The sequence below is a fragment of the Arthrobacter sp. Y3225209 genome, from assembly GCF_059090685.1.
Map to the genome: position 1 here is coordinate 1 of NZ_JBNHFW010000029.1, position 22,647 is coordinate 22,647.

Below are 22,647 nucleotides of genomic sequence, written 5' to 3' on the forward strand. Positions count from 1 at the left end.
CGGCGCGGCGGCGTCGGGCCGCGGCCGAGCGTGCCGTGGAAAAAGCCCGGCAGCATCTCGAGGAAGCGGAGGCCGGGGAGCAGGAAGCGCAGGACGCCCTGGACGCGGCCCAGCGGGACGTCGAGGAAACCGCCGCCCGGCGGGATGACCTTACCGATGAGATTGATGAGCTCCGCGAACGTATCCGGACCCTGGAGCGGGAGGTCGCTTCCGTGGACCGGCAATCCGGCAGGCTCGAACGCGTTCGGGACAACGCCCGGCGTACGGCCCGGGCGGCACGCCGGGCTGCGGAAAAGGCCCGGCAGAAGCTCACTGAGGCCAGCCAAACAGCAGAGACCGAGGCCTAGTCCGCGTCGGTGGGCTTCCGCTGCAGCATCCCGAACCTGCTTCTGATCCTGGCCAGGTCAGTGGGGTGCGCCGTTCCGGGAAAGACGCCGGAATAATCCGGCAGCCCGATAACGTCCAACCGGCAGCCGCCGTCGTAAAGCACGTCCACTACGTTCCCGAACCGCTGCCAGCCGTACGGGTTCGAGCCCGCGGTGGATGGCACGGAGGAAATCACCCAGTGCGGGTAGGTCCGCGAGAGCTGCAGATAGTCAGAGGTGGCCGACTGTGCGTGGCAGAGATCCTCGAAGTCGAACCACAGCTGCCCGGACGCAGCGCGCAGGGCCCGCAGCGCCCGGCTGCCGGGGGTGAGCGTCACCGACTCTCCGTGGGCGGGCGGCACCAGTCCTGCCCAGGCGAGGGACTCCGGGTTAGCTTGGCGCAGGTGGTGCCCGGCGGCGAACCCGGCCTTGGCCCCGTCCCGCGGCCTGTCGCGGTAATCCACGTTCCCGTCCAATGCCAGGACCTGCAGCTGATCGGTGATCATGGCGATGCCCGGTTCAAACAGATGGTGGAACATCGGATCCGGCAATAACTCCTGGGGAGCGTAGTTTGAGGTAGCTGCCAGGACTATCCCGCGGTCCAGGACGGTACGCAGCATCCGGGTGATGAATGCGGCATCCGCTGGGTCGTTGACGTGGAATTCATCAAAACACAGCAGCCGCACCGACCCCAGCATCTGCTCCAGGGCTGCGGCAAAGGCCGAGTCCTTCCGGTAGCCGGGAGCACCGTAACCCTGGAAAACCCGCTCATGGAGTTCACGAAAGAAATCATGGAAATGCAGGCGCCGCTTCTCCGGAACATCAACACCGTCATACAGGGCGTTCAGCAGCCAGGTTTTACCCCGTCCGGGAGGACCCCACAGGTACAGCGATGCAGAACCCGGTGCCGGGTCCGGGGAGAGAGCTGCGGCAGCGGCTGCGGATAGCGCCGGCAATACCGCCAGCTGGGCATCATCCAGGACCAGACCCTCCGCTTCGGCTCTGCTGCGGATGCTGTGGGCCACCTGTGCGGCCTGCGTTGCGGTCATACTCCCGTTCTACCCAACCCCGGCGCCGCACAACAAAACGACGCCGGTATGCACTCCCCGGCCGGCCAGGGCTCCGACGGGAAATAGGTGCAGCAAATTCGCCCTAATTATTCAGCTGCCACGGTGGTACGTTCGAAAGCCAGGCACGGAAAGATACCCCGCCACACCGGATACCCGCTGGAGGAATCATGACCGATCATGTTGCCCATGTGCAGGACTGCGCCGTTTCGAACTGCGACTTCAACCACGACGGGTGCACCGCCTACGCGATCACCGTGGGCGGGACACGTGACCATGCCAGTTGCTCCACCTTCATCGATACCTCGGCAACCGGCGGGCTGCCAAAGGTCCTGGCCCAGGTGGGCGCCTGCCAGCGCAATGAGTGCGCGTTCAACAATCACCTGATGTGTGATGCACATGACGTACGGGTGGGGCCGGGCGCGGAAATGGCCGACTGCCTGACCTACCAGCCGCGCTAACGGTGCGTTCGGTCCTGCTGGTCTGGGATACCGGCAGGCCGGATGCCTGGGCGGGCGGCTACGGGCCGGCTGTCGCCGCCGTGGCTGCCACCGGAGAATTCTCCTGGCGTTGCCCTCCGGCGCAGAACCTGCCGGCACCGGCAGCTCCGGGTGACGAGGTCTGGCTGTTTGCCGCCGGAAGCACTGCCGGCGGCGGGCTGCTGGGGCATGGGTTCGTCCCGGGTGAGGCAGACGCGACGGTAGGCCCGGCAGCGGGCAGTGCCGGGGCAGGGCAGATCCGCTTTGACCTCCTGCTGCCGCTGGGGGAACACCTGCCGGTTACTGACCTCCGGACCGCCGTACCCGAAGTCGGCTGGGGCGCGCTGAGGACCGGTGGAACCGTTCCGCCCGCGGGCCTTCCGCCGCTGCGGCGGGCGTGGTCGGTACATCTGGCATCACTGGACCTCGCCCACACGGATCCGCTCGCTCCCCTGCCCGGCACCACGGACCCGCGGGCCCGCTCGGCCCGGCCGGTGAACCGCTATGAGCATGACGCCGCCGCGCGCCGGGTCTGCCTGGCCTTTCACGGCGGCTCCTGCGCCGCCTGCGGAATCGTGCCGCGGGAGCGTTACGGCCCGGGCGCGGAACACGTGCTGCAGATCCACCATCTTCTCCCCGGAGCAGATCTGTCCGACGGGTATGAGCTGGACCCGGTGTCCGATCTGGTGCCGCTCTGCCCCACCTGCCATGCCGTGGCGCATACCCGGGTTCCCGCCCCCTACACACCCGCCGAAGTGCGCCGCATGCTGGCCGGCGGGCAGGACACGGGCGGTTTCGCCCCGCCCGCAGCGGGTCCGGTGCCGGGAAGCGTGGTGAGCGCGCATCAGCAGCAGTCCCTGGAGGACGCCGCCAAGCTGCGCGGACTTCGTTAGACTCGGAGGCTCCATGAGCATTCCAGCAAGCACTTCCAAGACCGTACGGCTCGACGCCTGGCTGTGGGCGATACGCGCCTACAAAACCCGTTCCGCTGCCACCGCAGCCTGCCGCGCCGGCCACGTCCGGCTGAACGGCAGCCCGGCCAAGGCGGCGCATTCCGTGCAGCCCGGGGACACCATCAGGGTGCGCCAGCCCGGCTTTGAACGGATCCTGGAAGTCCGCCAGCTGATCAGCAAGCGTGTGGGGGCCGAGGCGGCGTCGCACTGTTTTGTGGACCATACCCCGCCGCGCCCCGCCGTTCCGGCGCTCGGAATTCCGGTCCGGGACCGCGGTGCCGGCCGTCCCACCAAACGGGACCGCCGCGAACTGGACCGGCTGCGCGGCGGGAGCTGACCCGCCGCGACACCTGGCCTAGAGGCCTGCCGTTGCCGGCAGGCTCGTGCCGGTTTCCACAAAACGGTGATGGAAGGACAGGGATTCATCGAGCAGGTGCGGGGTGTGCTTGCCGAAGCTCTCCCGGCTGGCGCGGTCGAAGTAGTCCTGCAGCAGGGGCTGGAAGTCCGGGTGGGCGCACTTTTCAATGATCGTGCGGGCACGCTGCTTGGGCGAAAGTCCGCGCAGATCCGCGAGCCCGCGCTCGGTGATGATGAGCATCGTGTCGTGCTCGGTGTGGTCCACGTGTGCCGCCATGGGCACAATGCCGGAAATCTTTCCGCCCTTGGCGGTGCTCGGGGACATAAAGGCGGAGAGGAAGCCGTTGCGGGCAAAGTCCCCGGACCCGCCGATGCCGTTCATCATGGCAGTACCGGCCACGTGGGTGGAGTTCACGTTGCCGTAGATGTCCGCTTCGATCATCCCGTTCATGGCAATGCAGCCCAGCCGGCGGATCAGCTCGGGATGGTTGGAAATCTCCTGGGTGCGCAGGATGATCCGTTCGCGGTAGAAGTCGATGTTGGAGTTGAACTCCTCGATTCCGGCCGGGCTCAGCGAGAAGGACGTTGCTGACGCCACGCGGATGACGCCGTCGCGGATCAGGTGCAGCATACCGTCCTGGATCACCTCGGTGTACGCCGTCAGTCCGGTGTAACCCGCAGTGGAAAGCCCGGCGAGCACGGCGTTGGCAATGTTGCCTACCCCGGACTGCAGGGGCAGCAGCTTATCCGTCAGCCGTCCGGCCTTGATCTCGCTGTCGAAGAAGTCCAGCAGGTGCCCGGCAATCTGCTGGGAGGTTTCATCCGGGGCGGCAAAGGGCGTCATCCGGTCCGGGGCGTCGGTTTCCACCACGGCAATGACCTTCTCCGGGTCCAGGCGCAGGTACGGCTCACCGATCCGGTCATCCGGGTTCACCAGCATGATGGGCTTGCGGTGCGGCGGCAGTGCCGTGCCGTAGTAGACGTCATGCATGCCGTCCATGGCCTCGGGCTGCTGGAGATTGACCTCGAGGATGATCTTGTCCGCCTGCTCAATCCAGGTTTTGTTGTTTCCCACCGAGGAGGAGGGGATGAGGCTGCCGTCCTCATTGATGCCCACCACCTCGATGACGGCCAGGTCCACGTGCCCGTAGAACCCGAACCAGGTGTACTGGGCCACGTGGCCGAGGTGGATATCGATGTACTCGAGTTCGCCGTCGTTAATCCGCTTCCGCAGCGTGGGATCGGACTGGTAGGGCAGGCGCAGCTCCATGCCGCCGGCCTTGGCCAGGACACCGTCCAGTTCCGGCGCAGTGGAGGCCCCGGTCAGCACCTTGATCTGAAAGTCTTCGCCCCTGGCATGCGCCGCTTCCATCTGGGCTGCGAGCGCCCCCGGCACGGCCTTGGGATACCCCGCCCCGGTGAAACCGCTCATGGCCACCGTCATTCCCGGCCTGATCATGGCCGCGGCCTGCTCTGCTGACATAACGAGGTTTTGGAGTCCGGGATGGGCAATGCGACGGTGCATGGAGAGGGCCTTTCAGAGAACTTGATCAATTCACCCTATCTCCCTGTGAGCCGTGCCTCATACTCGGGTGTCCGCGCACACTTTTCCAAGCGGTCCTAAGATGGTCCCAAACGTTCCACGGCCCCGCCACGGCCGGGCGCCCCACCGTTGCCGGAAGGAAAACCCGCCCATGTCCGAAGCAACCCGTCCAGCCTCTGCGTCCGCCCCCGCTCCAGCCCCGCTGGCGAATCTGCGTGATCTGGGCGGTATCCCGGTCCGGGGCGGACGCATCCGCCCCGGCCTGGTCCTGCGCTCGGACGACGTCGCCACCACCACGCCCGCCCAGGTCGCCGAGCTGGTGGAGGCGGGCCTGTCCACCATCATCGACCTGCGTTCCGCGCAGGAGGCGCAGCGCACCGGACGCGGCCCGTCGGCGGATCATCCGCTCCGGTATCTGGCGCTGCCCCTGACCGATGCGGAGGCCGCGCCCCCGGAGCTGGCCGGACAGTTCCTTGCGTCCGTCCGCACCCCCGAGCATGTGGGCCAGTGGTACGCCAAAATCTTTACCGGCCGGAAGGAAGCCCTGGTCCGGGGACTGGAGGCGGTGGCCGATGCCCCCGGCACGGTGCTGTTCCACTGCGCTGCCGGCAAGGACCGGACCGGGATGTTTGCAGCCGCCCTGCTCGCCGTGCTGGGCGCCGATCCCGAGGACATTGCCGATGACTACTCCCGGACCCAGGACCGCCTGCCGGAGGTTTACCGGAGGATGGGCCTTTCCGAGCTCAGCGCCGGCGCAGACATTCCCCTGGACCACCCCGTGCTGGCCGCCCATCCGGCGGCAATGCGGACCATGCTCGCCGTTCTGGACTCACATTCCGGCGGGATCACCGGGGTGCTGCGTGCGGGCGGGCTGACCACGGACCTGGCCGGCCGGCTGCACGGCAAACTGGTGCAGCCGGTCCCCTCAGGGCTCTAGGATCCCGGTGCCCCGCCGTTCAGGCCGGTCCACCAGCCTCGCGGCACCGTCGGGCGGCGGGTCCGCGGACAAACGGCCCGCAGCCCTGCTGCTGCTGGCCACCGTGCTGGCAGTGGCCTGGGCGAACGCACCGTTCGCCGCCTCCTATGAGGAGTTCTGGCACTCCACCGCCGAACTGCGTGCCGGCGGCATGGTCCTGGAGCTGACCTTCCGGGACCTGGTCAATGATGCTCTGATGGCCGTGTTCTTTTTTGTGGTGGGCCTGGAGGTGCGGCGGGAGTTCGCCCTCGGGGAGCTGACCAACCGTGCCCGGGCAGCGGTTCCGGTGGCGGCCGCTGCCGCCGGGCTGCTGGTGCCGGCACTGATTTTCCTGCTGTTCACCGCCGGCACCGGCAACGCCGCCGCGTGGGGCGTTGTCATCTCCACCGACACGGCCTTCCTGCTCGGGGCACTGGCCATTGCCGGGCCCCGGTTCCCCGGCCGGCTGCGGATTTTCCTGCTGACCCTGGCGGTAGTGGATGATGTCGCCGCACTGAGCATCATTGCCCTGGTCTATACGGCGCGGCTGGAGTGGGTGCCGCTGCTGCTGGCCCTGCTCGGGCTGGCCGCGGTGTACTGCGCCCGGTACCTGCCCGCCGGGCGGGGTCCCGCCTACGCAGGGTTGGCGGTGCTCACCTGGCTGGCGTTCTACGCGTCCGGGGTGCATCCAACCCTGGCCGGTGTAGGCATTGCCCTGCTGGTTCCCGTTTTCCAGCCGGGCCGGCGGGAGGTTGAAGATGCGGTGCAGCTGGCACAGGCCTTCCGCCAGTCCCCCAATTCGGGGTACGCCCGGGCGGCGGCGTCCGGGCTTCGCGAGTCCATTTCCATCAACGAGCGGTTGCACGGCGCGTACACGCCCTACGTCAATTACGCCATCCTGCCGCTGTTCGCCCTCGCCAACGCCGGTGTGCGGCTTGACCGCTCCACGGTGGCATCCGCCGTGACCTCGCCCCTGGTCTGGGGCATCATCTGCGGCCTGGTGCTGGGAAAATTCCTTGGCATTTTCGGTGCTTCCGCGGTGCTGCGCAGATTGGGCGCCGGGGAATTCGGTCCCGGCCTGACACTGGGACGGATTGCCGGCGGGGCTGCCCTTTCCGGTATCGGCTTCACCATTTCCCTGTTCATCATCGGTCTCGCCATCCCGGACCCCGCCGTGCAGAACGAAGCACGCGTGGGTGTCCTGGCCGCATCGGTGCTGGCATTCGCCGCGGGTACCCTCATCTTCAGGATTGTGGAACGGAGCCCCGCTGTTCCTCCCGGACAGGTCCTGGCCAGACCCGTTGATGCCTCCCGGGACCATGTTGCCGGCAACCCGGACGCACCGCTGACCCTGGTGGAATACGGTGACTACGAGTGCCCGTTCTGCAGCCGGGCCACAGGCGCCATCTCCGAGGTGCGCCGCCACTTTGGCTCCGAGCTGCGCTACGTCTGGCGGCATTTGCCACTGACGCGGGTGCACCCGCACGCGGTTGCCGCCGCTGAGGCGGCCGAAGCGGCACATCGGCAGGGACAGTTCTTTCCCTACAGCGCCTACCTTTTCGAACATCAGGAGCAGCTGGACCCTGAAGATCTGCTCACGGCGGCAGAGACCCTGGGGCTGGATCCGGACCGGTTCGAAGCGGACCTGCGCTCAGCAGACATCCGTAACCGGGTGTTGGATGATGCCCTGGACGCCGAGTCCATGGACCTGCACGGCACGCCCACCTTTTTCATCGGCAACCGGCGGCACCACGGTCCCTATGACTCCGCCACCCTCATCCGGCTGCTGGAAGCTGACCGGCCACAGGAAGCCTGAACCTGCCCGCCGGCAGTATCCGCCACCGGTTACCCGGGCCACCGGGCCGGCGCGGCGCTACTCTGGGCCCGGCAACCGGAATAGGCAACCGGAACAAGGGTAGGGAAGGGCGGCACCAGTGAGCCAGTATCAGGAGAACGGCGGCGGGCAGGATCCCGAGGGGCGGGGCACACCTGCGCAGCAGCCCCCACCCCTTCCGCCCGGGGAATATCCCGGGCAGACCGCCGGCCGGGAACCGGGTTACCCCGGCCAGCAGCCCGGCTACCCGGGCTATCCCGCCCAGCCCTACGGACAGCCCCCGCAGAATCCGGGAATGGTGCTGGGCGTTGTGGGCCTGGTGCTGGCATTTTTCCCCGTGGCCAGCATTGCGGGCCTGATCGTGAGCATCCTGGGCCTGCGTAAATCCCGCCGGGCCAACATGGGAAACATCCCCGCGGTCATCGGTATTGTGCTCTCGATCCTGTCCATCCTCGGAACGATCATTTTCGGGATCTTCTTCTTTACCGTGATCGCGCACCTGGTTGAGGTCTGCAATGACCTGGGCCCGGGTGAGCATTTCGTGGACGGCGTCACATATACCTGTGGTTAGACCCGGCCCGGTACGCTCGCGTGCATGAGTACACACAGTCTGGTCACCGGCGCCGGCCGGGGCATCGGTTCAGCCATTGCAGCCGCACTTGCGGGAGCCGGTCACCGCGTGGCGGTCCACGCCGGTCATGACGCCGAGGCGGCGGGCAAGGTGGCAGCTTCCCTGCCCGGCAGCGGCCACACCGTCGTCATCGGGGATCTCTCCACTGCGGCCGAATGCGCACGGGTCTTCCGGGAGGCTGCTGACCGGTTGGGCGGGCTGGATGTGCTCGTGAACAACGCCGGAACCTACCGGCCCCATCCCGTGCCGGGCACCTCCTACGCCAACTGGCAGGATGTGTGGCAGCAGACCATGAACCTCAACCTGTTTGCTCCCGCGAACCTGAGCTGGCTGATGGCGGACCACCTGATCAACCGCCCGCAGGACGGCGGGGGCGGCCGCGGCCGGATTGTGAATGTTGGCTCCCGCGGCGCGTTCCGCGGCGAAGCCGAGACACCGGCCTACGCAGCCAGCAAAGCCGGCCTGCATGCCCTCACCCAGTCACTGGCCGTGGCGCTGGCGCCGCACGGAATAGTCTCCACCGCCGTTGCCCCCGGCTTCGTGGACACCCGGATGGGCCGCCCGGCACTGGAAGGAGAGAGCGGCGTCGCCATCCGTGCACAGAGTCCGTTCAACCGCGTGGCCGAACCCGAAGAGGTCGCTGCCGCGGTCCTGTGGCTGGCCGGCGACGCCCCGGAGTGGGTGAGCGGCACCATCATTGACGTGAACGGGGCTTCGTACCTCCGCTAGCCAGTTCGTCGTCAACGTACCCGGGAGCGGCCGCGATGATTCCCGCGCCAACCATCACCGCCGCCGAGGCGATCAGCAGCGCCAGCGGCAGCGTCCAGCTGCCGGAAATGTAGTGGAGGGCACCGATGGCGAAGGGACCCATGGCCGCCAGCAGATAGCCCACCGGCTGGATGAAGCCGGAAAGCCGTGCGGTAACCTGCGGCTCCCGGGACCGGGCGGTGATCAGCGCCAGCGCCGTCGGGAAGGCGAAACCGCCAACTCCCAGGCACACGGCCCAGAGCCAGGGCAGGGTGTCCGGCGCCAGCAGCAGCCCGGAGTAGCCGGCAACCATACAGATGCCGAGTCCAACAATGTAGGACCGCAGCCGCGGTGAGCGTGCCACCAGGACAGGCATAAGCAGCCCGCCGGGAATGCCCAAGCCGGCAATGATGGCTGCCATCAGCGCGGCCTGGCCCTGCCCGAGTCCGGCGTCCCGGTAGATCTGGGCTGCCCAGCCGAACTGGACGTAGGCATGCATTGACTGCACGCCGAAGAAAATGCTGAGGGCGACGGCGATGCGTGAGGAGCGCATTTTGGCCCCCGTCCGCGTCCTGCGGGCAGTGGCCACCGGATCCCGTCCGGCCCGCCACATCAGGAAAACCCACGGAATAAAGGCCAGCAGGGCCACGGCGCCCCAGATCCCGAGGCTCAGCCGCCAGCCCTGAGGGCCCGTACCCGCCAGCACGCCGCCGAACAGCAGTGGAAGGGTGGCACCCAGCGCCAGGCTGGTGCCATAGACGGAGTTCAGGAGGGGAAGCCGCCTGCCGCCGTGGCGTTTGATGAAGGCGGGAACCAGGATGTTGCCGATGGCCATGCCGGCAAAGGCCAGCACCGTCAGCAGCATAAACAGCACCGCTGTTCCGACGACGGCGCGCACCAGCAGCCCCGCCGCCACCACGCCGAGGGCGAGGACCACGGCACCGTTGATTCCGGTCCTGCGCGAGAGGGCAACGGCGAAGGCGCCCACGGCCGCGAACGTCAGCCCGGGCAGTGCGGTCAAAACACCGGCAGCCGTGGCGTCCAATCCCAGCGCGGCCTGCAGTTCGGCCAGCACCGGACCCACTGAGGACGCCCCGGGCCGCAGGTTCACTGCCACCAGGATCACCGCGAGGAGCACCATCCAGAACGGGAGCGGACGCCCACGTCCGGTGTTTTTTGCCGGTGTCCGCTGGGTCTCGCTCATCGGCTCTTTCTATCACGGACCCCGGCGGCAGTCCGTCAGGCGGTCGAGGCTGCCGCCGAACCTGCGTCCGCCCGGGCGACAAAGGCCGTGGCGGTGTCCGGTGCTATTTCGGTCATCCCCGCATCAACAATCAACGGCCCTGCCCCAGGCCCTGCCGCCAGCTCCGTGAACCGGGCGCCGGGGATGAATTGGACCGCAGCCGGCCAGCCGGCGTGTTCCCACGCGAGCTGCTCGGGGAGGGGCAGCGCCAGGTACCAGGACAGCAGGGCATGGGCTGCCTGTGCCGCCGCCTTGCCGGTGGACATCTCCAGATCCAGGTTCAGGATGACGCAGGGCACAGTATCCGGCTGAGGTGCCGGCGGCTCATCGGGCAGCTGGGTGCCGGAGACCTGCAGTTTGGCCAGCTTTTTCGGCATCTCCCCGTAGGTCACCGGCTCGAAGGCAATGGCCTGTGCCCGTCCCACGGACACTGGGCCCGAGGGCGCCTCGGCTGCCAGGCGCTCGAAGGTACTGGGATTAGCCCGGCGGACGGTCTTGGTGAACCGTCCGTACAGCCAGTTCTCCCACGCCTGGCTGTCCTGGGTTGCCGCATAGGACCGCACACTGGCCACGGCGGCTGCCGCTACGGCATCGCGGTGGGCGGCAGGCTCGGACTTATCCACGAGCAGAACAATGGGCTGAACTTTGTCGAACGGCTGCATCCTTCCAGTTTTCCATGCACGGGGCAGCTCCTGATCCCCGCCGGCCGGAGCCACCGGGTTTTGCCCGCCGGGAACAGTCCGCAGGAAACAGCCCGCCGCTCCAAAGATGACCGGCGCCAGGGTGATCGGTCATGCTGGGACAGAACGGCACCGGCAGGGCGGAGGAGGATTCGTGGACCAGACAGAAGCAGCAACGGCACGGCGGGATTGGGAGGTGTTCCGGCAGCGGCGCGAAGCAGACCTGAAGCAGGACCACGGCTGGCTGAGCCTCACCGGCTTCCATTGGCTGCCGGACTCCCCTGACCACCTGGGCACGCTGCCGGGATTGTGGTCCGCAACCGGTGACCAAGCGGCCCTGGCCGCCCGTCCCGGGGACGGGCTGGCGTTTGTGGAGACCGGGCGTCCGGTGGACGGACTGTTCACCGCATCCCTGGACGATGAGGAGTCGCTGCTGTGGGTCCGGTACGGCGGGACGGACGGCCACCGCGTGGTTGTGGAACTGGCGAGGCGCGGCGGACGTTACGCTGTGCGCCCGCGGGATGCGGAATCACCGGTGGCAGTTTCCTTCAGCTCAGTGCCTGTCTATGACTATGCCCCCGAGTGGGTTCTCCCCGGTCGCTTCGAGCCCTACCCCCGGCCCGTGGACGTGGCCATTCACACCGCCCATCCGCAGGTCCCGGGAACCCAGCGATCAGTGGGTGAAGTGGTGTTTTCCCTGCCGGGAGCTGCGGCGGAGCTTCGCCTGCAGGTCAGCGCGGCCGGACCGGGCAGGCTCAACCTGACCTTCCATGACGAGACCAACGGCGCTGCCACGGCCGGGTGGCGCAGCCTGACCTTCCCGGCACCCAACGGCGGGGCGGCAGCCGGTCCGCTGGTCCTCGATTTCAACCGGGCCGTGAACTATCCCAGCGCGTTTACCGAGTTCGGCACCTGTCCCATGCCGGTCGAGGGCAACCGGATCCCCGCCGGCGTGGAGGCAGGGGAAAAGCGCCCGGACGCTGCCTGAAAGCGGCCGGGTGCCGTCTGGGATCTGCCCGGCCGCTGCTGCCCGGGGCCCGCCTGTAGCCGGCCCGGGACATGCCTCTGGGCGGTTACCGGACCAATGTTGTCCCTTCCCCTGCCGCTGGCCGGACAGCGGCGGTAGCGTTGCCGCCATGAACGATCGTCAACCCCAGCGGCACAGCTCCGAGAAGGCGGTGCCGGGCACTGCACCGGCGGCGAAACGCGGTGCCGGCAAAAACCCGGCCGCCGATCGTGAAGCTGAGAAGCAGTGGCAGGTTATGGAGCGCGAAGGCGGACTTTTCACCGTGGCCGAGATAGCGCAGCGGCTGGGGTTCGGAGGCGGGCCCAATGCCATGGCAAGGCAGCTGACCGGGAAGGGACGTGTTCTCGCCGTAAAGCGTGGCGAACACTTCCTGTATCCAGGGTTTCAGTTCGATTCGGCGAGCGCCCGGGTCATCCCCGCCGTCAAGGACGTGATCCGGATGGGTCGCTACGCGGGTTGGCCGGATGAACAGATTGCGCTGTGGTTCTTCACGCCCAACCGGCAACTCTCCGGCAAACGCCCGGTGGACGTGCGCACCAACGAGGAGCAGCTGCTGAGCGTGGCGGAAGAGAACATCGCAAAGTAGCCGGCACCGGGCCCGCTGTGGTCTCAGCTCCCCCGACGGGCCGGCGCGGCACTCCGTCAGTGCCGGCGGAATCGCAGGGTGACCAGTTCAAAGGGCCGCAGCCGCAGCACCGCGTCGGAGTCCCGCGACGCTGCACCGGAGAGCACCTCCGACTCCACCGGACGCTCCAGCAGATCGGCAGCCCAGGCGGCCACGTACTCGAATCCCGTCCGCAACCGCGCTTCCGCCCGGCTGCCGTGCGCCTCGTAGAGACGGACCACCACATCTCCGCTGCGGTCCTCCGCCAGCTTCACTGTCTCCACCACCACTGCAGGATTATCCGTAGTAAGCAGCGGCGGCAGATCCGCCGCAGCTATGCCGGTGACGGTGCGCAGCGGAAGATTGAGCCGGTAGCCCTCCGCCACGGCGTCGGGAATCTCCGCTGCCGGCCGCAGCGAATACCGGAACCGGTGTACTCCCTGATCGGCGTCCGGATCCGGGAACAGCGGCGCGCGCAGCAGCGAAAGCCGCAGGACGGTGCAGCTCCTCCCGTTCGCCACCTCCCGGAAGGTGTCATGCCCGTACGTCGAATCATTGGCCACCGCAACACCGAAGCCGGGCTCCCCCACGTGAATCCACCGGTGCGCCACGGTTTCAAACCGTGCCGCGTCCCAGGACGTGTTTGCATGCGTTGGCCGGAAGATGTGCCCAAACTGGATTTCCGACGCCACCCGGTCAGCATGGACGTCCAGCGGGAAGGCGAGCTTGAGCAGTTTCTGCCGCTCATGCCAGTCCACCTCAAGGTCCAGGTCCACCGCCGATCCGTCAGGGCTCAGCGCCACCCGCTCCGTGATCCGTGAATGACCGAAGCTCCGCTCGATCCTCAGCACCCGTCCGCCGTCCTCGGACCCCATGGCATCCGGTTGCATCAGGTCGGTGCCGCTGAACCGGTAATGGGCATCCAGATCCCAGGCGTCCCACTGGTTGGGGGTGTCCCGGAAAAGCTGGAGCAGGTTGCCCGGGCGTCCCGGCGGGAAAACCTCCCGCCCGGAGCCGGACTCCACAAGGGAGGTAAACAGGCCCTCTGCACTGACCTGCAGCCCCAGCCTGCCGCTGCTGATGCTCCAGCCGTCCCCGGACGGTTCCCACCGCCACGGTCCCGGGTCCGGGACAGGTCCGGCACCGGATGCCGGCACACCCTGCACGGGATAGGGTCCGGCGTTCAGAACCGCAGTACGGCTGCCGGACCCCAGCAGGGCCCGGGCCGCGATGCCGATCAGTTCCGTCAGCTGCCGGCCTACCCGGGCATAGTTCCGCTCCGCTTCCCGGTGCACCCAGGCAATCGAAGTACCCGGCAGGATGTCGTGGAACTGCTGCAGCAGCACTGTCCGCCAGGCCTCTTCAAGTTCCCGGTAGGGGTACTCGGCACCGGCACCGACAGCGGCGGCGGTGCACCACACTTCGGCCTCGCGCAGCAGTGACTCGCTTTGCCGGTTGCCCTTCTTCGTGTTGGCCTGGCTGGTGTAAGTGCCGCGGTGGAATTCCAGGTAGAGCTCCCCGGACCAGACCGGCGGATCACCCAGTTCCTCTTCGGCCGCGGCAAAGAACCTTTCCGGGCTGGACAGCCGGACCGACGGCGATCCCTCCAAGGACTGCGTGCGGTACGCGGCGGCAAGCATTTCCCGGGTGGGACCGCCCCCGCCGTCGCCCCAGCCGAAGGGAATCAGGGAGGTGTTGGCGAAACCTCTTTCGGCAAACTGACGCTGCGCCAGGGCGAGTTCGCGCCCGGACAATTCGGAGTTGTAGGTGTCCACAGGCGGGAAATGGGTGAACAGCCGCGTGCCGTCGATGCCTTCCCAGAGGAAGGTGGAATGCGGCATCGTGTTTGTTTCATTCCAGGAGATCTTCTGTGTCAGGAACCAGCGCGATCCCGCTGCCCGGGCAATCTGCGGCAGGGCCGCCGAGTAGCCGAAGGAGTCCGGCAGCCATACCACCTCCGGGTCCACCCCGAACTCCTCGATGAAGAACCGCTTGCCCGCCACGAACTGGCGGGCCAGGGACTCCCCGCCTGGCATATTGGTGTCCGACTCAACCCACATACCGCCGGTGGGCACAAACCGTCCCTCCCGCACCCGCGCCGCCACGCGGGCGAACAGGTCCGGGTAGTACTCCTGCAGCCAGGCATACTGCTGCGCCGAGGATGCCGTGAAAACGAACTCCGGGTCTGTGTCCATCAGCTGCAGGACGTTGGCGAACGTGCGCGCCACTTTCCGGACCGTTTCACGTACCGGCCACAGCCAGGCGGAGTCTATGTGCGCGTGCCCGACGGCGTGTACCCGATGTGCGCTGGCGTAGGCAGGAAGAGACAGGACCCGTGCCAGCTGCTGCCGCCCGGCAGCAGCTGTTCCGGAAACATCGGCGGGGTCCACAGCGGTCACGGCCCGTTCCATCGCCCGCAGGATTTCGTGCCGCCGGGGCAGGTCCATCGGCAGTTCATGCATCAGCCCGTTCAGCGTCCAAAAGTCCCGGGCCAGGTTCCACACACCGGCGTCCAGCACGGCCACGTCAGCGGAACGGAAGATGTAGAGCGGCGCGGTCCCCGCCGTCGTCCGGTCCCCCAGCGGTGTCGGCGCGAAGCTGAATCCCGCTGCCACGTTGGGATTTGATGCCGCTTCGACATAAAACCCGAAGGGCATCCCGGGTTCCCGCGGCAGAGGAATGTGCAGGTTCCGCGGTTCCACGGCTTTTACGATGCTGCCATCCGGCCGGTAGACCAGTGCCTCGGCCCCGAATCCCGGGCCGCCGTCGCTGAAGCCCAGATCCAGGAGCAGCTCCGGGCGGTCCCCGTCCTTCAGCTCCCAGTCCGCCGGCACCGTGCCGGAAACATGGAACCAGGTGGTGCCCCACGGGGCGCCCCAGGGGGTGCCGGTGCTGAACGGCGTGAACTGCCCGGCCGCGGCCACCTCGAAGGGCTCGGGTTCACCGGGCAGGTCCAGGGCGGTGAGGTCCGCCGGACGCCGGTCCCGCCAGGCGCTCCCGGTGAGGCGGTCACGGAGGAACCTGCTGATCCGGGCTTCCACCAGTTCGCGGTTGTTATGCATCGCGGTACGCCCTTTCATTCCCGCTCGGCGCGAGAGGACCCCGAGGCTGCGGCAGGACGCAGCCCGAGCCGTGTGCCTGCCGGTCTGCCCGAGGCTAGTACACGGCCGCGGATAGCTCTACGGGTGTGCGACGACGGCCCGTCACTGCAGGCGGATTGCCGCCTCCATTTCGCGGACAAACTGTTCGGTTTCTGCCGCATTGCGGAATCCGTAGGACACCTCGCGGACAGCTTCCTGGCGGGAACGGGGAATGGCATGGTACTTATCGGCCGGGAATCCTCCCGGCTCGAACACCGGCTCCACCAGCGGGCGGCCGTTCAGATGGGCGAACTGGCGCAGCGTCGGATCGATCCGCCATTGGTCCGTTTCCACCCAGAAGTGATCCCCCATACCTGAACTTCCGCTGGCAACGCGGATCTCCTCCACTCCGGCTTCCTGCAGCAGCCAGGCCAGAGTGAAGGAGGCTGGGGCTCCCAGCCCGGAGCCGTAGGGGATGTGGCCTTCGGCTACCCCGGCGGTCTGTTCGGCAAGGCGGGTGGCTTCCTGAAGGCTGAGTTTTCGCATACCTCCATGATCCCAGCCCCGGAGCCCGTCCGTTGCCGGGCGTGCATCACATCAGTGTCCGCAGGGCACCGGGGTCACGCGGCGGCTGTGCCCGTGTCCGGACGGCGCATCCGGGTGGTGGCGCGGCGCACATGCGGGTCCCGCTCCGCGTTCTGCAGCAGACGGTCGAAATCCGTCAGGCCTACGTCGCCACACTTGTAGGACAGCCGGGCCTCGGGACGGCTGCCTGATGCGGTGGCGTGCCGCCGCCCGGTGAGGCCGATGCGCAGCTGCCCGCCGCCGTCGTCGTTCACCTGCAGCTGCCGTTTCCGCACCAGATCACGGACACTCCTGGCGTCCACTTCCGGGGCGTTGTAAAAGTATTCCCGGACCACCCCGGTGAGGGCCTGGGCATCCGTCCGGTCCTGGCGCGGCCAGCGGACCAGCCGGTCCACCGCGGCCTGCACCGGGTGGACGGCGAATCCCATCCCGATGAGGACGGTCACGAGGTCGCCGCCGCCCAGGAAAAGGAAGAGCACCGCTGCCATGCTCAGCCCAACCAGCGTTCGAACCGAGTGGGTCCGCCGGGGACTCAGGGGAAGGGCAATAAGTACCGGGTTGATCTGTGCCGACATCAGGACCAGCCGCCTTTCAGCCCGGCGAGCGCTTCGGCTTCGCGGGCGAGCCGGGACGCCGCCCTGAGCTCATGGTCGTAGACATCCCTGCTATGGATTATCTGGTCCTGCCCAGCGGCGGTTTCCAGGGTGCGCAGACGGTTTCGATGGCTCTGGGCTGTCTGGGCCAGTTTTAGCTGGGATTTGGAACTTGTCAGTTTGTGCATCAAATCCTCCACACGGGATTCCTTGGCACGGACAACGTCAAAGTGCTGGCGTGCCGTGGCTTCGATGCGGGCCGCAAGATCGTGCATCCGGCGCGCGGTTTGGGCAAGGCTGACGGTTTCCCCGGCGTCGAGCCGTTCTTCGGCGATGACCTCTTCCAGGCACCGCAGCCGTGTTTCATAGGAGCGGGTAACGGCACTGTAATGCCGCAGCACTTCCCAGGCCGCCCGGGTCTGGTTCCTGAGCATGCTCTGGCTGGCGGCGGTGGCGGAAATGGCTGCATCAAGCCGGGCACACGTCTGGGTGAAATTGTCTCCCGTGCCGGGATGACCGAACTGCGCCTGCGCAATTCGGCGGATTCGCTTGAGGTTCCTGCCCACAGCTACCTCCATGATGGTCCCGGTTTATGCCCGGCAGGGAAGCCCGGACCGTCCGGAACGGCACAAAAACGCTTTCCCGCCATTCTTCCCCTCATTCCCCTGCCAGCCAAGGTCCCGGCCCCTGCGGAAGCAGCCGGGCCAGCCGGTCCAGGTTCGCAGCGGTGTCACGGACCATGCGTTCTGCCGTGGCGATCAGCCGCTGCAGGTTCTCTTCATCTGCATTATCCGAATCGTGGCTCGCGTCCGGCAACAGCTCCGTCTGGATCCGCACGTACCTGTCTCCCAGGATGAGCTCAAGGCAATCGCGTGCCACCTGCCCGGGGCCGCTGAGCACCATGGAGAGGTCCTTCTCCAATACCTGCAGTTCCGGCGTCTGCTGGGTTTGTTCAGCTCCCAGCCGCAGCCCCGCGTTCCGGTTTCCGGCACTGGTTCCGGTCCCCAGCGAGACCATCAGTACCCCGTCCACCGCCTCAGGCAGTACCGTGCCGAGGGAGTATCCCAGCAACGCCGGATCATCGGCGGCCAGCCCGCCGTCCACCAGCTGCCTGGCGGTGCCCTCGGTGTCCGTAAACGGTACGGCCGGGAAATACCGGGGCAGCGACGCCGTCGCCTGTGCTGCCAGCGCCATCGGTGCATCCCCCAGGACGGAGGGTTCCAGGCCGCCACCGGCGAAGTGCAGCGCCTCGGTATGCGCCAGGTCGCAGGTGGTCACCGCCACCGGGCGGACCGCAGCGGAAAGCGGAAGATCGCCCAGTGCCTCGTCCAGGTAATGCTTCAGCGGCTCCGCGGAATACCTTGGTGCCCCGACAGGGGCAGCGGCATGCGCGGGGTGTCCGGGGGACCGGGGAAAAACCTGCGAGGCACTGTCCAGGTTCAACCGGCGCACCTCCTCGGCACTGTAGCCGTGCCCGTTGTGCTGCGGGGAAACCAGCGCCAGGGCCGCCATGCCGCCGGCTGAGGTTCCCACCACCAGATCGAACAGTTCCGCTGTGCGCTGGCCGGTCTGCTCTTCCAGCGCCATCAGCCAGGTCAGGGGGATGATGCCGCGAATGCCGCCGCCATCAATGGAGAGGATGCGAAGCATAAACGGCTCCTGACGGCGTACGGCGCGGGTCCGGTGGTCCATTAACCCTGCCCGGCTCCGGCTGGCCGGGTCAATGGAACGGGCCCGTTTGGCGGATGCCGGTGTGCAAGACTGCGGGCATGGACATCAGGGAGACCTCATTGCTCAACGGGGCATTCACGGTGCGCCCGGCGGTACGGGCTGACGTGCCGCAGATAGTGGAACTGCTGGCGGCAGACGGCCTTGGACCGGCCGGGACCGGCGAGCACCGTTTGGAACCCTATCTGCAGGCCTACGACGCTATAGCCGCTGATCCCGCCCATTTTTTGGCCGCGGTTGAGGATGCAGACGGCCGGTTCGCCGGCACCCTGCAGCTGACGCTGATCCCCTGCCTGGCCGCCGGCGGAACCACCCGGCTGCAGATCGAAGCTGTCCACATCCGTGCGGATCTTCGCTCGCGCGGCCTGGGCACGGCACTGATGGACTGGGCCGTCGGCGAAGGCCGGCGCAACGGTGCCGGCCTGGCCCAACTCACCTCCAACAAGCGCCGGGACTCCGCCCACCGTTTCTACACACGCCTGGGCTTCGAGGCATCGCACATCGGGTTCAAGCGTTTCCTGGCACAGGCGCCTTAGACCGGGTTTCCCGCGGGCCACCGCCCCGTCCTGAACAGTTCCTCCAGGACGGCGGTGGCCGGAGCGGGATCCAGGCCGCGGGCAGCCAGCCAGGCGCCGTCGCCGTATGAGGCGGCATACCGGTCACCGGAGTCGCACATCAGCGAGACGATGCTGCCAGCCCGGCCCTCGGCCTCCATGGCCGCGGCAAGCTGCCAGACACCCCAAAGATTGGTTCCCGTGGACGGGCCGGCATGCAGCCCGGCGGTCCGCCGCAGGTGTTGGGCCGCGGCCACGGACGCGGAATCCGGAACCTGGATCATATGGTCGATCACGGCGGGGATGAAGCTCGGCTCCGGCCGGGGCCGGCCGATGCCCTCGATCCGGGACGGCCCGCCGGCGGCGGGGGCCGCCGGGTTCCGCCAGGCGGGAAGGAACGCGGAGTTCTCCGGGTCCACAACTGCCAGCCGGGTGGGATGGCGGTGATAGCGGATATAGCGTCCCAGGGTCGCACTGGTTCCGCCGGTGCCGGCGCCCACGACTATCCATTCCGGCAGCGGGTGCTCTTCCAGGGACATCTGGTTGAAGATCGATTCGGCAATGTTGTTGTTCCCGCGCCAGTCCGTGGCCCGCTCCGCGTAGGTGAACTGGTCCATGTAGTGGCCGCCGGTCCGCCGGGCGATGTCCTCCGCTGCGGCGTACACCTCGGACGGGTCATCCACGAAGTGGCAGGTGCCGCCGTGCTGCTGGATCAGGGCTACTTTTTCGGCGCTGGTGGTCCGGGTCATCACGGCGATAAACGGCAGGCCCAGCAGCTGCGCGAAATACGCCTCCGAGACTGCAGTGGATCCGCTGGAGGCTTCCACCACGGTGGTGCCCTCGGTGATCCACCCGTTGACCAGCCCAAACAGGAACAGGGACCGGGCCAAGCGGTGCTTGAGGCTGCCGGTGCGGTGGGTGGACTCGTCCTTGAGATAGACCTTGACCGCCCAGCCTGCCGGCACCGGGATCTGGAACAGGTGGGTGTCCGCGGAACGGGCCGCTTCGGCTTCGATCCGGCGGATGGCGGCCTCGGACCAGCTGCGGTCCCGGGCAATAGGGGTAATCACCCGTCCAGCCTACGTGCCCGGCGTCCGTACCGGTGTGTGGCAGTTCCCGTACCGGACCACCCGATGCATACCATCTACAAATGACTCTGGAACTTTGGCGCAGGCGCACCCAATGGCCGATGGCAGCGGCTGCCGTGGCTTTTCTGGCTATTTATTCAATTCAAGTTATTGCCGACCCCTCGCCTGCCCTAAGGAACATACTTGATCGCGCCATATGGGCTCTTTGGGCAGTTTTTCTCGTGGATTATGTGGTAAGTCTGGTCTTCGCTGAAGACCGGTTCAAGTGGTTCATTCGCAACCTTCATGAACTGGCCATGTTGGTTTTGCCGTTCCTGCGTCCGCTGCGTCTACTGCGTTTGATTACCCTGGTGCGCGCCATTAACCGTGTCGCGGGGACCGCCCTGCGCGGCCGGATCGCTTTTTATGTTATTGGTTCGGCGGTATTGCTCGCTTATACGGGCGCTCTCGCAGTACTTGATGCAGAGAAGAATGCTGACGGCGCAAACATCAGTGATATCGGAGATGCAGTTTGGTGGGCCCTGACCACCATCACCACCGTCGGATACGGAGACCATTACCCCACTACGACAGTGGGGCGTCTCGTTGCGGCCGGGCTAATGATCGGAGGCATCGCCGTCTTGAGTGTTGTGACTGCATCGGTTGCCTCTTGGATGGTCGAGTCGGTTGCCGCTGAAACCAGCGAAGAGGTTTCTCTGTCCGATGCGAACGTTATAGACGAGCTGCAACAGCTGAGGATGCAGGTCCAGCAACTCCGGGCCGAGCTTTCGGCTTTCCCCGGGCAAGGCACCAAACCGCCCGTTCCCACGTTGCCGGCTTCCCACTCACAAGAACCCTGATCCGCTCCGCTACAACGTCGGTTTGCCGGAGTCCCGCAGCTTTCCCGCTTTCAGAAAAGGGCTATCCGCAGGAGCGCCCCGGTGCTAGGGTTCCGGGCATGGAGATCCTGATTTTCGAGTAGCGAGCGCACGCGCCCTCTCGAACCTTCGCAGACAACCATCCACCGCTTGTTGAGGCACGGCCTCCGAGTCCTTCCGTCTGCAATTTCCCGTTTATGGCCCGTGATAGCGGCCTGCCCGGAAGGGCCCGTGCCGGCGTCGGCAGCGCCAGTTACAGGAGTGAAGCCATGCGTGCACCCAAGAAGAAACTGTTAGGCAGCGAACCAACCGTCCAACCCGTCCGGCAGCCGGCACCGGGACTGGAAATCCATCTGGCCCCGTCGGCGGAGGCGCGCCTCCACGACGCGGGTCAGGCCCTGCCGGCAGCCGGAGGTGCCGCCGAGTCGGCATTGCCTGGCTGGCAGAGTCTGGGCAAGGGGCATAAACCCACCCAGTCAACCGGCAGGCAGGGTCCCCGCGAGCGCAAGGTGCGCTGGTAGGGCTTGCTTCCTCAGGACTGGCTGGCGGGCCGGAGCGCGTCCGCCAGCCAGTCGGCCAGCCGCGGGGTCCGGGTGCCCAGTGCCTCCGGATGAGTGCTGGCCAGCAGCCGCCGCCAGGATTCGCAGCCGTGTAGGCTTGCCGGCCGGTCAGCTCCCTCCAGCACACGCCGGAGGTCGCCTTCCACCGCGGGCCATTGGCTGAGGTAGGACCTGCGCATACGCTGGACGACGGCGTCGTCGGGCGGCGCCGGCTCCGGCCAGCTTCCGGCGGCCATCCGAAGCGGCAGCTGCAGTGCGGCAAAGGGGTGGGACCAGAAGGCGTCCCCGAAATCGAACAGCCGCAGGCCGGCACCGTTGCGGGCGCGGAAGGCGTTTCGCAAAGTGACGTCGTTGGGCTGCAGTGAGTGGGGATTCCCGGATTCGTCCAATGCCCTGAAGGCACCCGCGGCGGAGCTCAGGCCGGCCTCCAGCAGGCAGGCCTGCGCCGCAGAGAGATGCTGGGGGTGGGATGCCGGCAGCATGGCAAGGTCCTCGATCATCCCGGCGGCGTAGTGCTCCGCCTGGTCCGCGCGCAGCACCGGCAACCCGGCCAGTTGGAGTTCCTCCCCGTGTGGTGCCAGGTCTGCCTGCATCCGGGCGGTCTGCTCCAGCAGGCCCCGCCACTGAGCTGCGGTGGTTTCCCCCTGCCCTGCAAGGACGGTTCCGCCGTCGGGTAGCAGCAGCCAGCCGCGGACGGTGTCCACCGCCACCGGGGAGATGACGTGCCCGGGCACCAGTCTGGCCAGTTCCTGCAGCAGTGCCGCTTCGAATGCCTGTCCGGGGTTGGCCGCCTTGAACCACAGGCGCCCGCGTCCGGTCTCCACTGTGAAGACCGCGGACCAGAAGCGGACCCGGTGCAGGCTCAGCGGGCCGTGGACAGGGACGGGAGTGTGCCCGCCGGCGAGCTGGACCCCGATCCAGTGGAGTGCTTGCTCCCGGAAGTCCTCCGACCGCCAGATCCGCAGGTGATCCGTCTCCCCGTCGAAGCGCCTCCCGGAGGCACCGTCTTCGGGGCCGCCGGAAGGCCCGCCGGTACGGGCCTGTGCCAACGGGGTGTTCCCCGGGGCGGTGACCGTGCGTTCGGAAGGAGGCTGCATGGCTACAAGCTAGAACGCAC

At 67.3% G+C, this 22,647-nt stretch carries 24 protein-coding genes; 13 read left to right on the top strand and 11 right to left on the bottom strand.

What is annotated here, in order from left to right; genetic code table 11:
* On the top strand, positions 1-347 hold a 347-nt coding region (locus tag AC5RVB_RS14045), incomplete at its 5' end, for a hypothetical protein (protein WP_494142954.1).
* Here AC5RVB_RS14045 and zapE read toward each other — a convergent pair.
* The gene (gene zapE / locus AC5RVB_RS14050) at positions 344-1,414 is read right to left on the bottom strand and encodes a cell division protein ZapE (protein ID WP_494142955.1); all 1,071 of its coding nucleotides are present in this window, start codon (positions 1,412-1,414) and stop codon (positions 344-346) included. The genes AC5RVB_RS14045 and zapE overlap by 4 nt on opposite strands.
* Before the next feature lie 188 nt (positions 1,415-1,602).
* Here zapE and AC5RVB_RS14055 point away from each other — a divergent pair, with 188 nt between their 5' ends.
* From AC5RVB_RS14055 to AC5RVB_RS14065, 3 genes are read left to right on the top strand one after another with little or no spacing between them, the layout of a single operon-like run.
* A complete protein-coding gene (locus AC5RVB_RS14055; protein WP_227905704.1) occupies positions 1,603-1,893 on the top strand; it encodes a DUF1540 domain-containing protein in 291 nt (96 codons plus the stop codon).
* A 2-nt stretch (positions 1,894-1,895) separates the two neighbouring features.
* Positions 1,896-2,804, top strand: coding sequence for an HNH endonuclease (locus tag AC5RVB_RS14060; RefSeq protein WP_494142956.1), 909 nt, complete (start codon positions 1,896-1,898; stop codon positions 2,802-2,804).
* Positions 2,805-2,817: 13 nt separating this feature from the next.
* Positions 2,818-3,201: an RNA-binding S4 domain-containing protein gene (locus AC5RVB_RS14065; RefSeq protein ID WP_227905698.1), complete on the top strand. Its 384-nt coding sequence runs from the start codon at positions 2,818-2,820 to the stop codon at positions 3,199-3,201.
* Between the two features lie 18 nt (positions 3,202-3,219).
* Here the strand turns inward: AC5RVB_RS14065 and scpC are convergent, their stop codons facing one another.
* The gene (gene scpC, locus AC5RVB_RS14070) at positions 3,220-4,746 is read right to left on the bottom strand and encodes a succinyl-CoA:acetate CoA-transferase ScpC (RefSeq protein WP_227905696.1); all 1,527 of its coding nucleotides are present in this window, start codon (positions 4,744-4,746) and stop codon (positions 3,220-3,222) included.
* A gap of 169 nt (positions 4,747-4,915) precedes the next feature.
* On the opposite strand from scpC, the gene AC5RVB_RS14075 reads away from it, so the two are divergent.
* The 4 genes from AC5RVB_RS14075 (at position 4,916) to AC5RVB_RS14090 (ending at position 8,913) form a co-directional block, all read left to right on the top strand.
* Positions 4,916-5,701: a tyrosine-protein phosphatase gene (locus AC5RVB_RS14075; RefSeq protein ID WP_290245707.1), complete on the top strand. Its 786-nt coding sequence runs from the start codon at positions 4,916-4,918 to the stop codon at positions 5,699-5,701.
* Between the two features lie 7 nt (positions 5,702-5,708).
* On the top strand, positions 5,709-7,535 hold the full coding sequence (gene nhaA, locus AC5RVB_RS14080; protein ID WP_494142957.1) for a Na+/H+ antiporter NhaA: 1,827 nt from the start codon (positions 5,709-5,711) through the stop codon (positions 7,533-7,535).
* 118 nt (positions 7,536-7,653) lie between these two features.
* Positions 7,654-8,124: a hypothetical protein gene (locus AC5RVB_RS14085; protein WP_494142958.1), complete on the top strand. Its 471-nt coding sequence runs from the start codon at positions 7,654-7,656 to the stop codon at positions 8,122-8,124.
* 24 nt (positions 8,125-8,148) lie between these two features.
* Entirely contained in the window at positions 8,149-8,913 is a 765-nt protein-coding gene (locus AC5RVB_RS14090; protein ID WP_227929214.1) for an SDR family NAD(P)-dependent oxidoreductase, read from the top strand.
* On the opposite strand, the gene AC5RVB_RS14095 is transcribed toward AC5RVB_RS14090, so the two are convergent.
* Together AC5RVB_RS14095 and AC5RVB_RS14100 are read right to left on the bottom strand one after the other, a co-directional pair.
* Positions 8,879-10,135 (bottom strand): MFS transporter, encoded by a 1,257-nt coding sequence (locus tag AC5RVB_RS14095; RefSeq protein WP_494142959.1) that lies wholly within the window; start codon positions 10,133-10,135, stop codon positions 8,879-8,881. The two genes, AC5RVB_RS14090 and AC5RVB_RS14095, sit on opposite strands and share 35 nt — an antisense overlap.
* Before the next feature lie 35 nt (positions 10,136-10,170).
* A complete protein-coding gene (locus tag AC5RVB_RS14100) occupies positions 10,171-10,836 on the bottom strand; it encodes a peptidyl-tRNA hydrolase (protein ID WP_494142960.1) in 666 nt (221 codons plus the stop codon).
* A gap of 172 nt (positions 10,837-11,008) precedes the next feature.
* On the opposite strand from AC5RVB_RS14100, the gene AC5RVB_RS14105 reads away from it, so the two are divergent.
* Together AC5RVB_RS14105 and AC5RVB_RS14110 are read left to right on the top strand one after the other, a co-directional pair.
* A complete protein-coding gene (locus AC5RVB_RS14105) occupies positions 11,009-11,842 on the top strand; it encodes a DUF1684 domain-containing protein (RefSeq protein ID WP_494142961.1) in 834 nt (277 codons plus the stop codon).
* Between the two features lie 148 nt (positions 11,843-11,990).
* Positions 11,991-12,467 (top strand): hypothetical protein, encoded by a 477-nt coding sequence (locus tag AC5RVB_RS14110; protein ID WP_227905679.1) that lies wholly within the window; start codon positions 11,991-11,993, stop codon positions 12,465-12,467.
* Between the two features lie 56 nt (positions 12,468-12,523).
* Here the strand turns inward: AC5RVB_RS14110 and AC5RVB_RS14115 are convergent, their stop codons facing one another.
* The 5 genes from AC5RVB_RS14115 to AC5RVB_RS14135 all read right to left on the bottom strand — a co-directional run bounded on the left by AC5RVB_RS14115 (position 12,524) and on the right by AC5RVB_RS14135 (position 18,435).
* Positions 12,524-15,547 (bottom strand): alpha-mannosidase, encoded by a 3,024-nt coding sequence (locus AC5RVB_RS14115; protein ID WP_494142962.1) that lies wholly within the window; start codon positions 15,545-15,547, stop codon positions 12,524-12,526.
* Between the two features lie 141 nt (positions 15,548-15,688).
* Complete coding sequence (locus AC5RVB_RS14120; RefSeq protein ID WP_494142963.1) at positions 15,689-16,111, bottom strand: hypothetical protein; 423 nt, start codon at positions 16,109-16,111, stop codon at positions 15,689-15,691.
* A gap of 74 nt (positions 16,112-16,185) precedes the next feature.
* Positions 16,186-16,725 carry a hypothetical protein gene (locus AC5RVB_RS14125; RefSeq protein ID WP_494142964.1) on the bottom strand — a complete coding sequence of 180 codons (540 nt, stop codon included), beginning with the start codon at positions 16,723-16,725 and terminating at the stop codon, positions 16,186-16,188.
* Positions 16,725-17,321 (bottom strand): magnesium transporter CorA family protein, encoded by a 597-nt coding sequence (locus AC5RVB_RS14130; RefSeq protein WP_494142965.1) that lies wholly within the window; start codon positions 17,319-17,321, stop codon positions 16,725-16,727. Before AC5RVB_RS14130 ends, AC5RVB_RS14125 begins: the two co-directional genes overlap by 1 nt.
* Positions 17,322-17,400: 79 nt before the next feature.
* Positions 17,401-18,435 (bottom strand): patatin-like phospholipase family protein, encoded by a 1,035-nt coding sequence (locus tag AC5RVB_RS14135; protein WP_494142966.1) that lies wholly within the window; start codon positions 18,433-18,435, stop codon positions 17,401-17,403.
* A 77-nt stretch (positions 18,436-18,512) separates the two neighbouring features.
* Here AC5RVB_RS14135 and AC5RVB_RS14140 point away from each other — a divergent pair, with 77 nt between their 5' ends.
* On the top strand, positions 18,513-19,007 hold the full coding sequence (locus tag AC5RVB_RS14140; protein WP_494142967.1) for a GNAT family N-acetyltransferase: 495 nt from the start codon (positions 18,513-18,515) through the stop codon (positions 19,005-19,007).
* Here AC5RVB_RS14140 and AC5RVB_RS14145 read toward each other — a convergent pair.
* Positions 19,004-20,095 carry a PLP-dependent cysteine synthase family protein gene (locus AC5RVB_RS14145; RefSeq protein ID WP_494142968.1) on the bottom strand — a complete coding sequence of 364 codons (1,092 nt, stop codon included), beginning with the start codon at positions 20,093-20,095 and terminating at the stop codon, positions 19,004-19,006. The genes AC5RVB_RS14140 and AC5RVB_RS14145 overlap by 4 nt on opposite strands.
* 80 nt (positions 20,096-20,175) lie before the next feature.
* Here AC5RVB_RS14145 and AC5RVB_RS14150 point away from each other — a divergent pair, with 80 nt between their 5' ends.
* The gene (locus AC5RVB_RS14150; protein WP_494142969.1) at positions 20,176-20,952 is read left to right on the top strand and encodes a potassium channel family protein; all 777 of its coding nucleotides are present in this window, start codon (positions 20,176-20,178) and stop codon (positions 20,950-20,952) included.
* Positions 20,953-21,239: 287 nt separating this feature from the next.
* A complete protein-coding gene (locus tag AC5RVB_RS14155) occupies positions 21,240-21,491 on the top strand; it encodes a hypothetical protein (protein ID WP_494142970.1) in 252 nt (83 codons plus the stop codon).
* Positions 21,492-21,502: 11 nt separating this feature from the next.
* Here AC5RVB_RS14155 and AC5RVB_RS14160 read toward each other — a convergent pair whose 3' ends face one another.
* Positions 21,503-22,627 (bottom strand): hypothetical protein, encoded by a 1,125-nt coding sequence (locus tag AC5RVB_RS14160; RefSeq protein WP_494142971.1) that lies wholly within the window; start codon positions 22,625-22,627, stop codon positions 21,503-21,505.
* Positions 22,628-22,647: the final 20 nt, after the last annotated feature.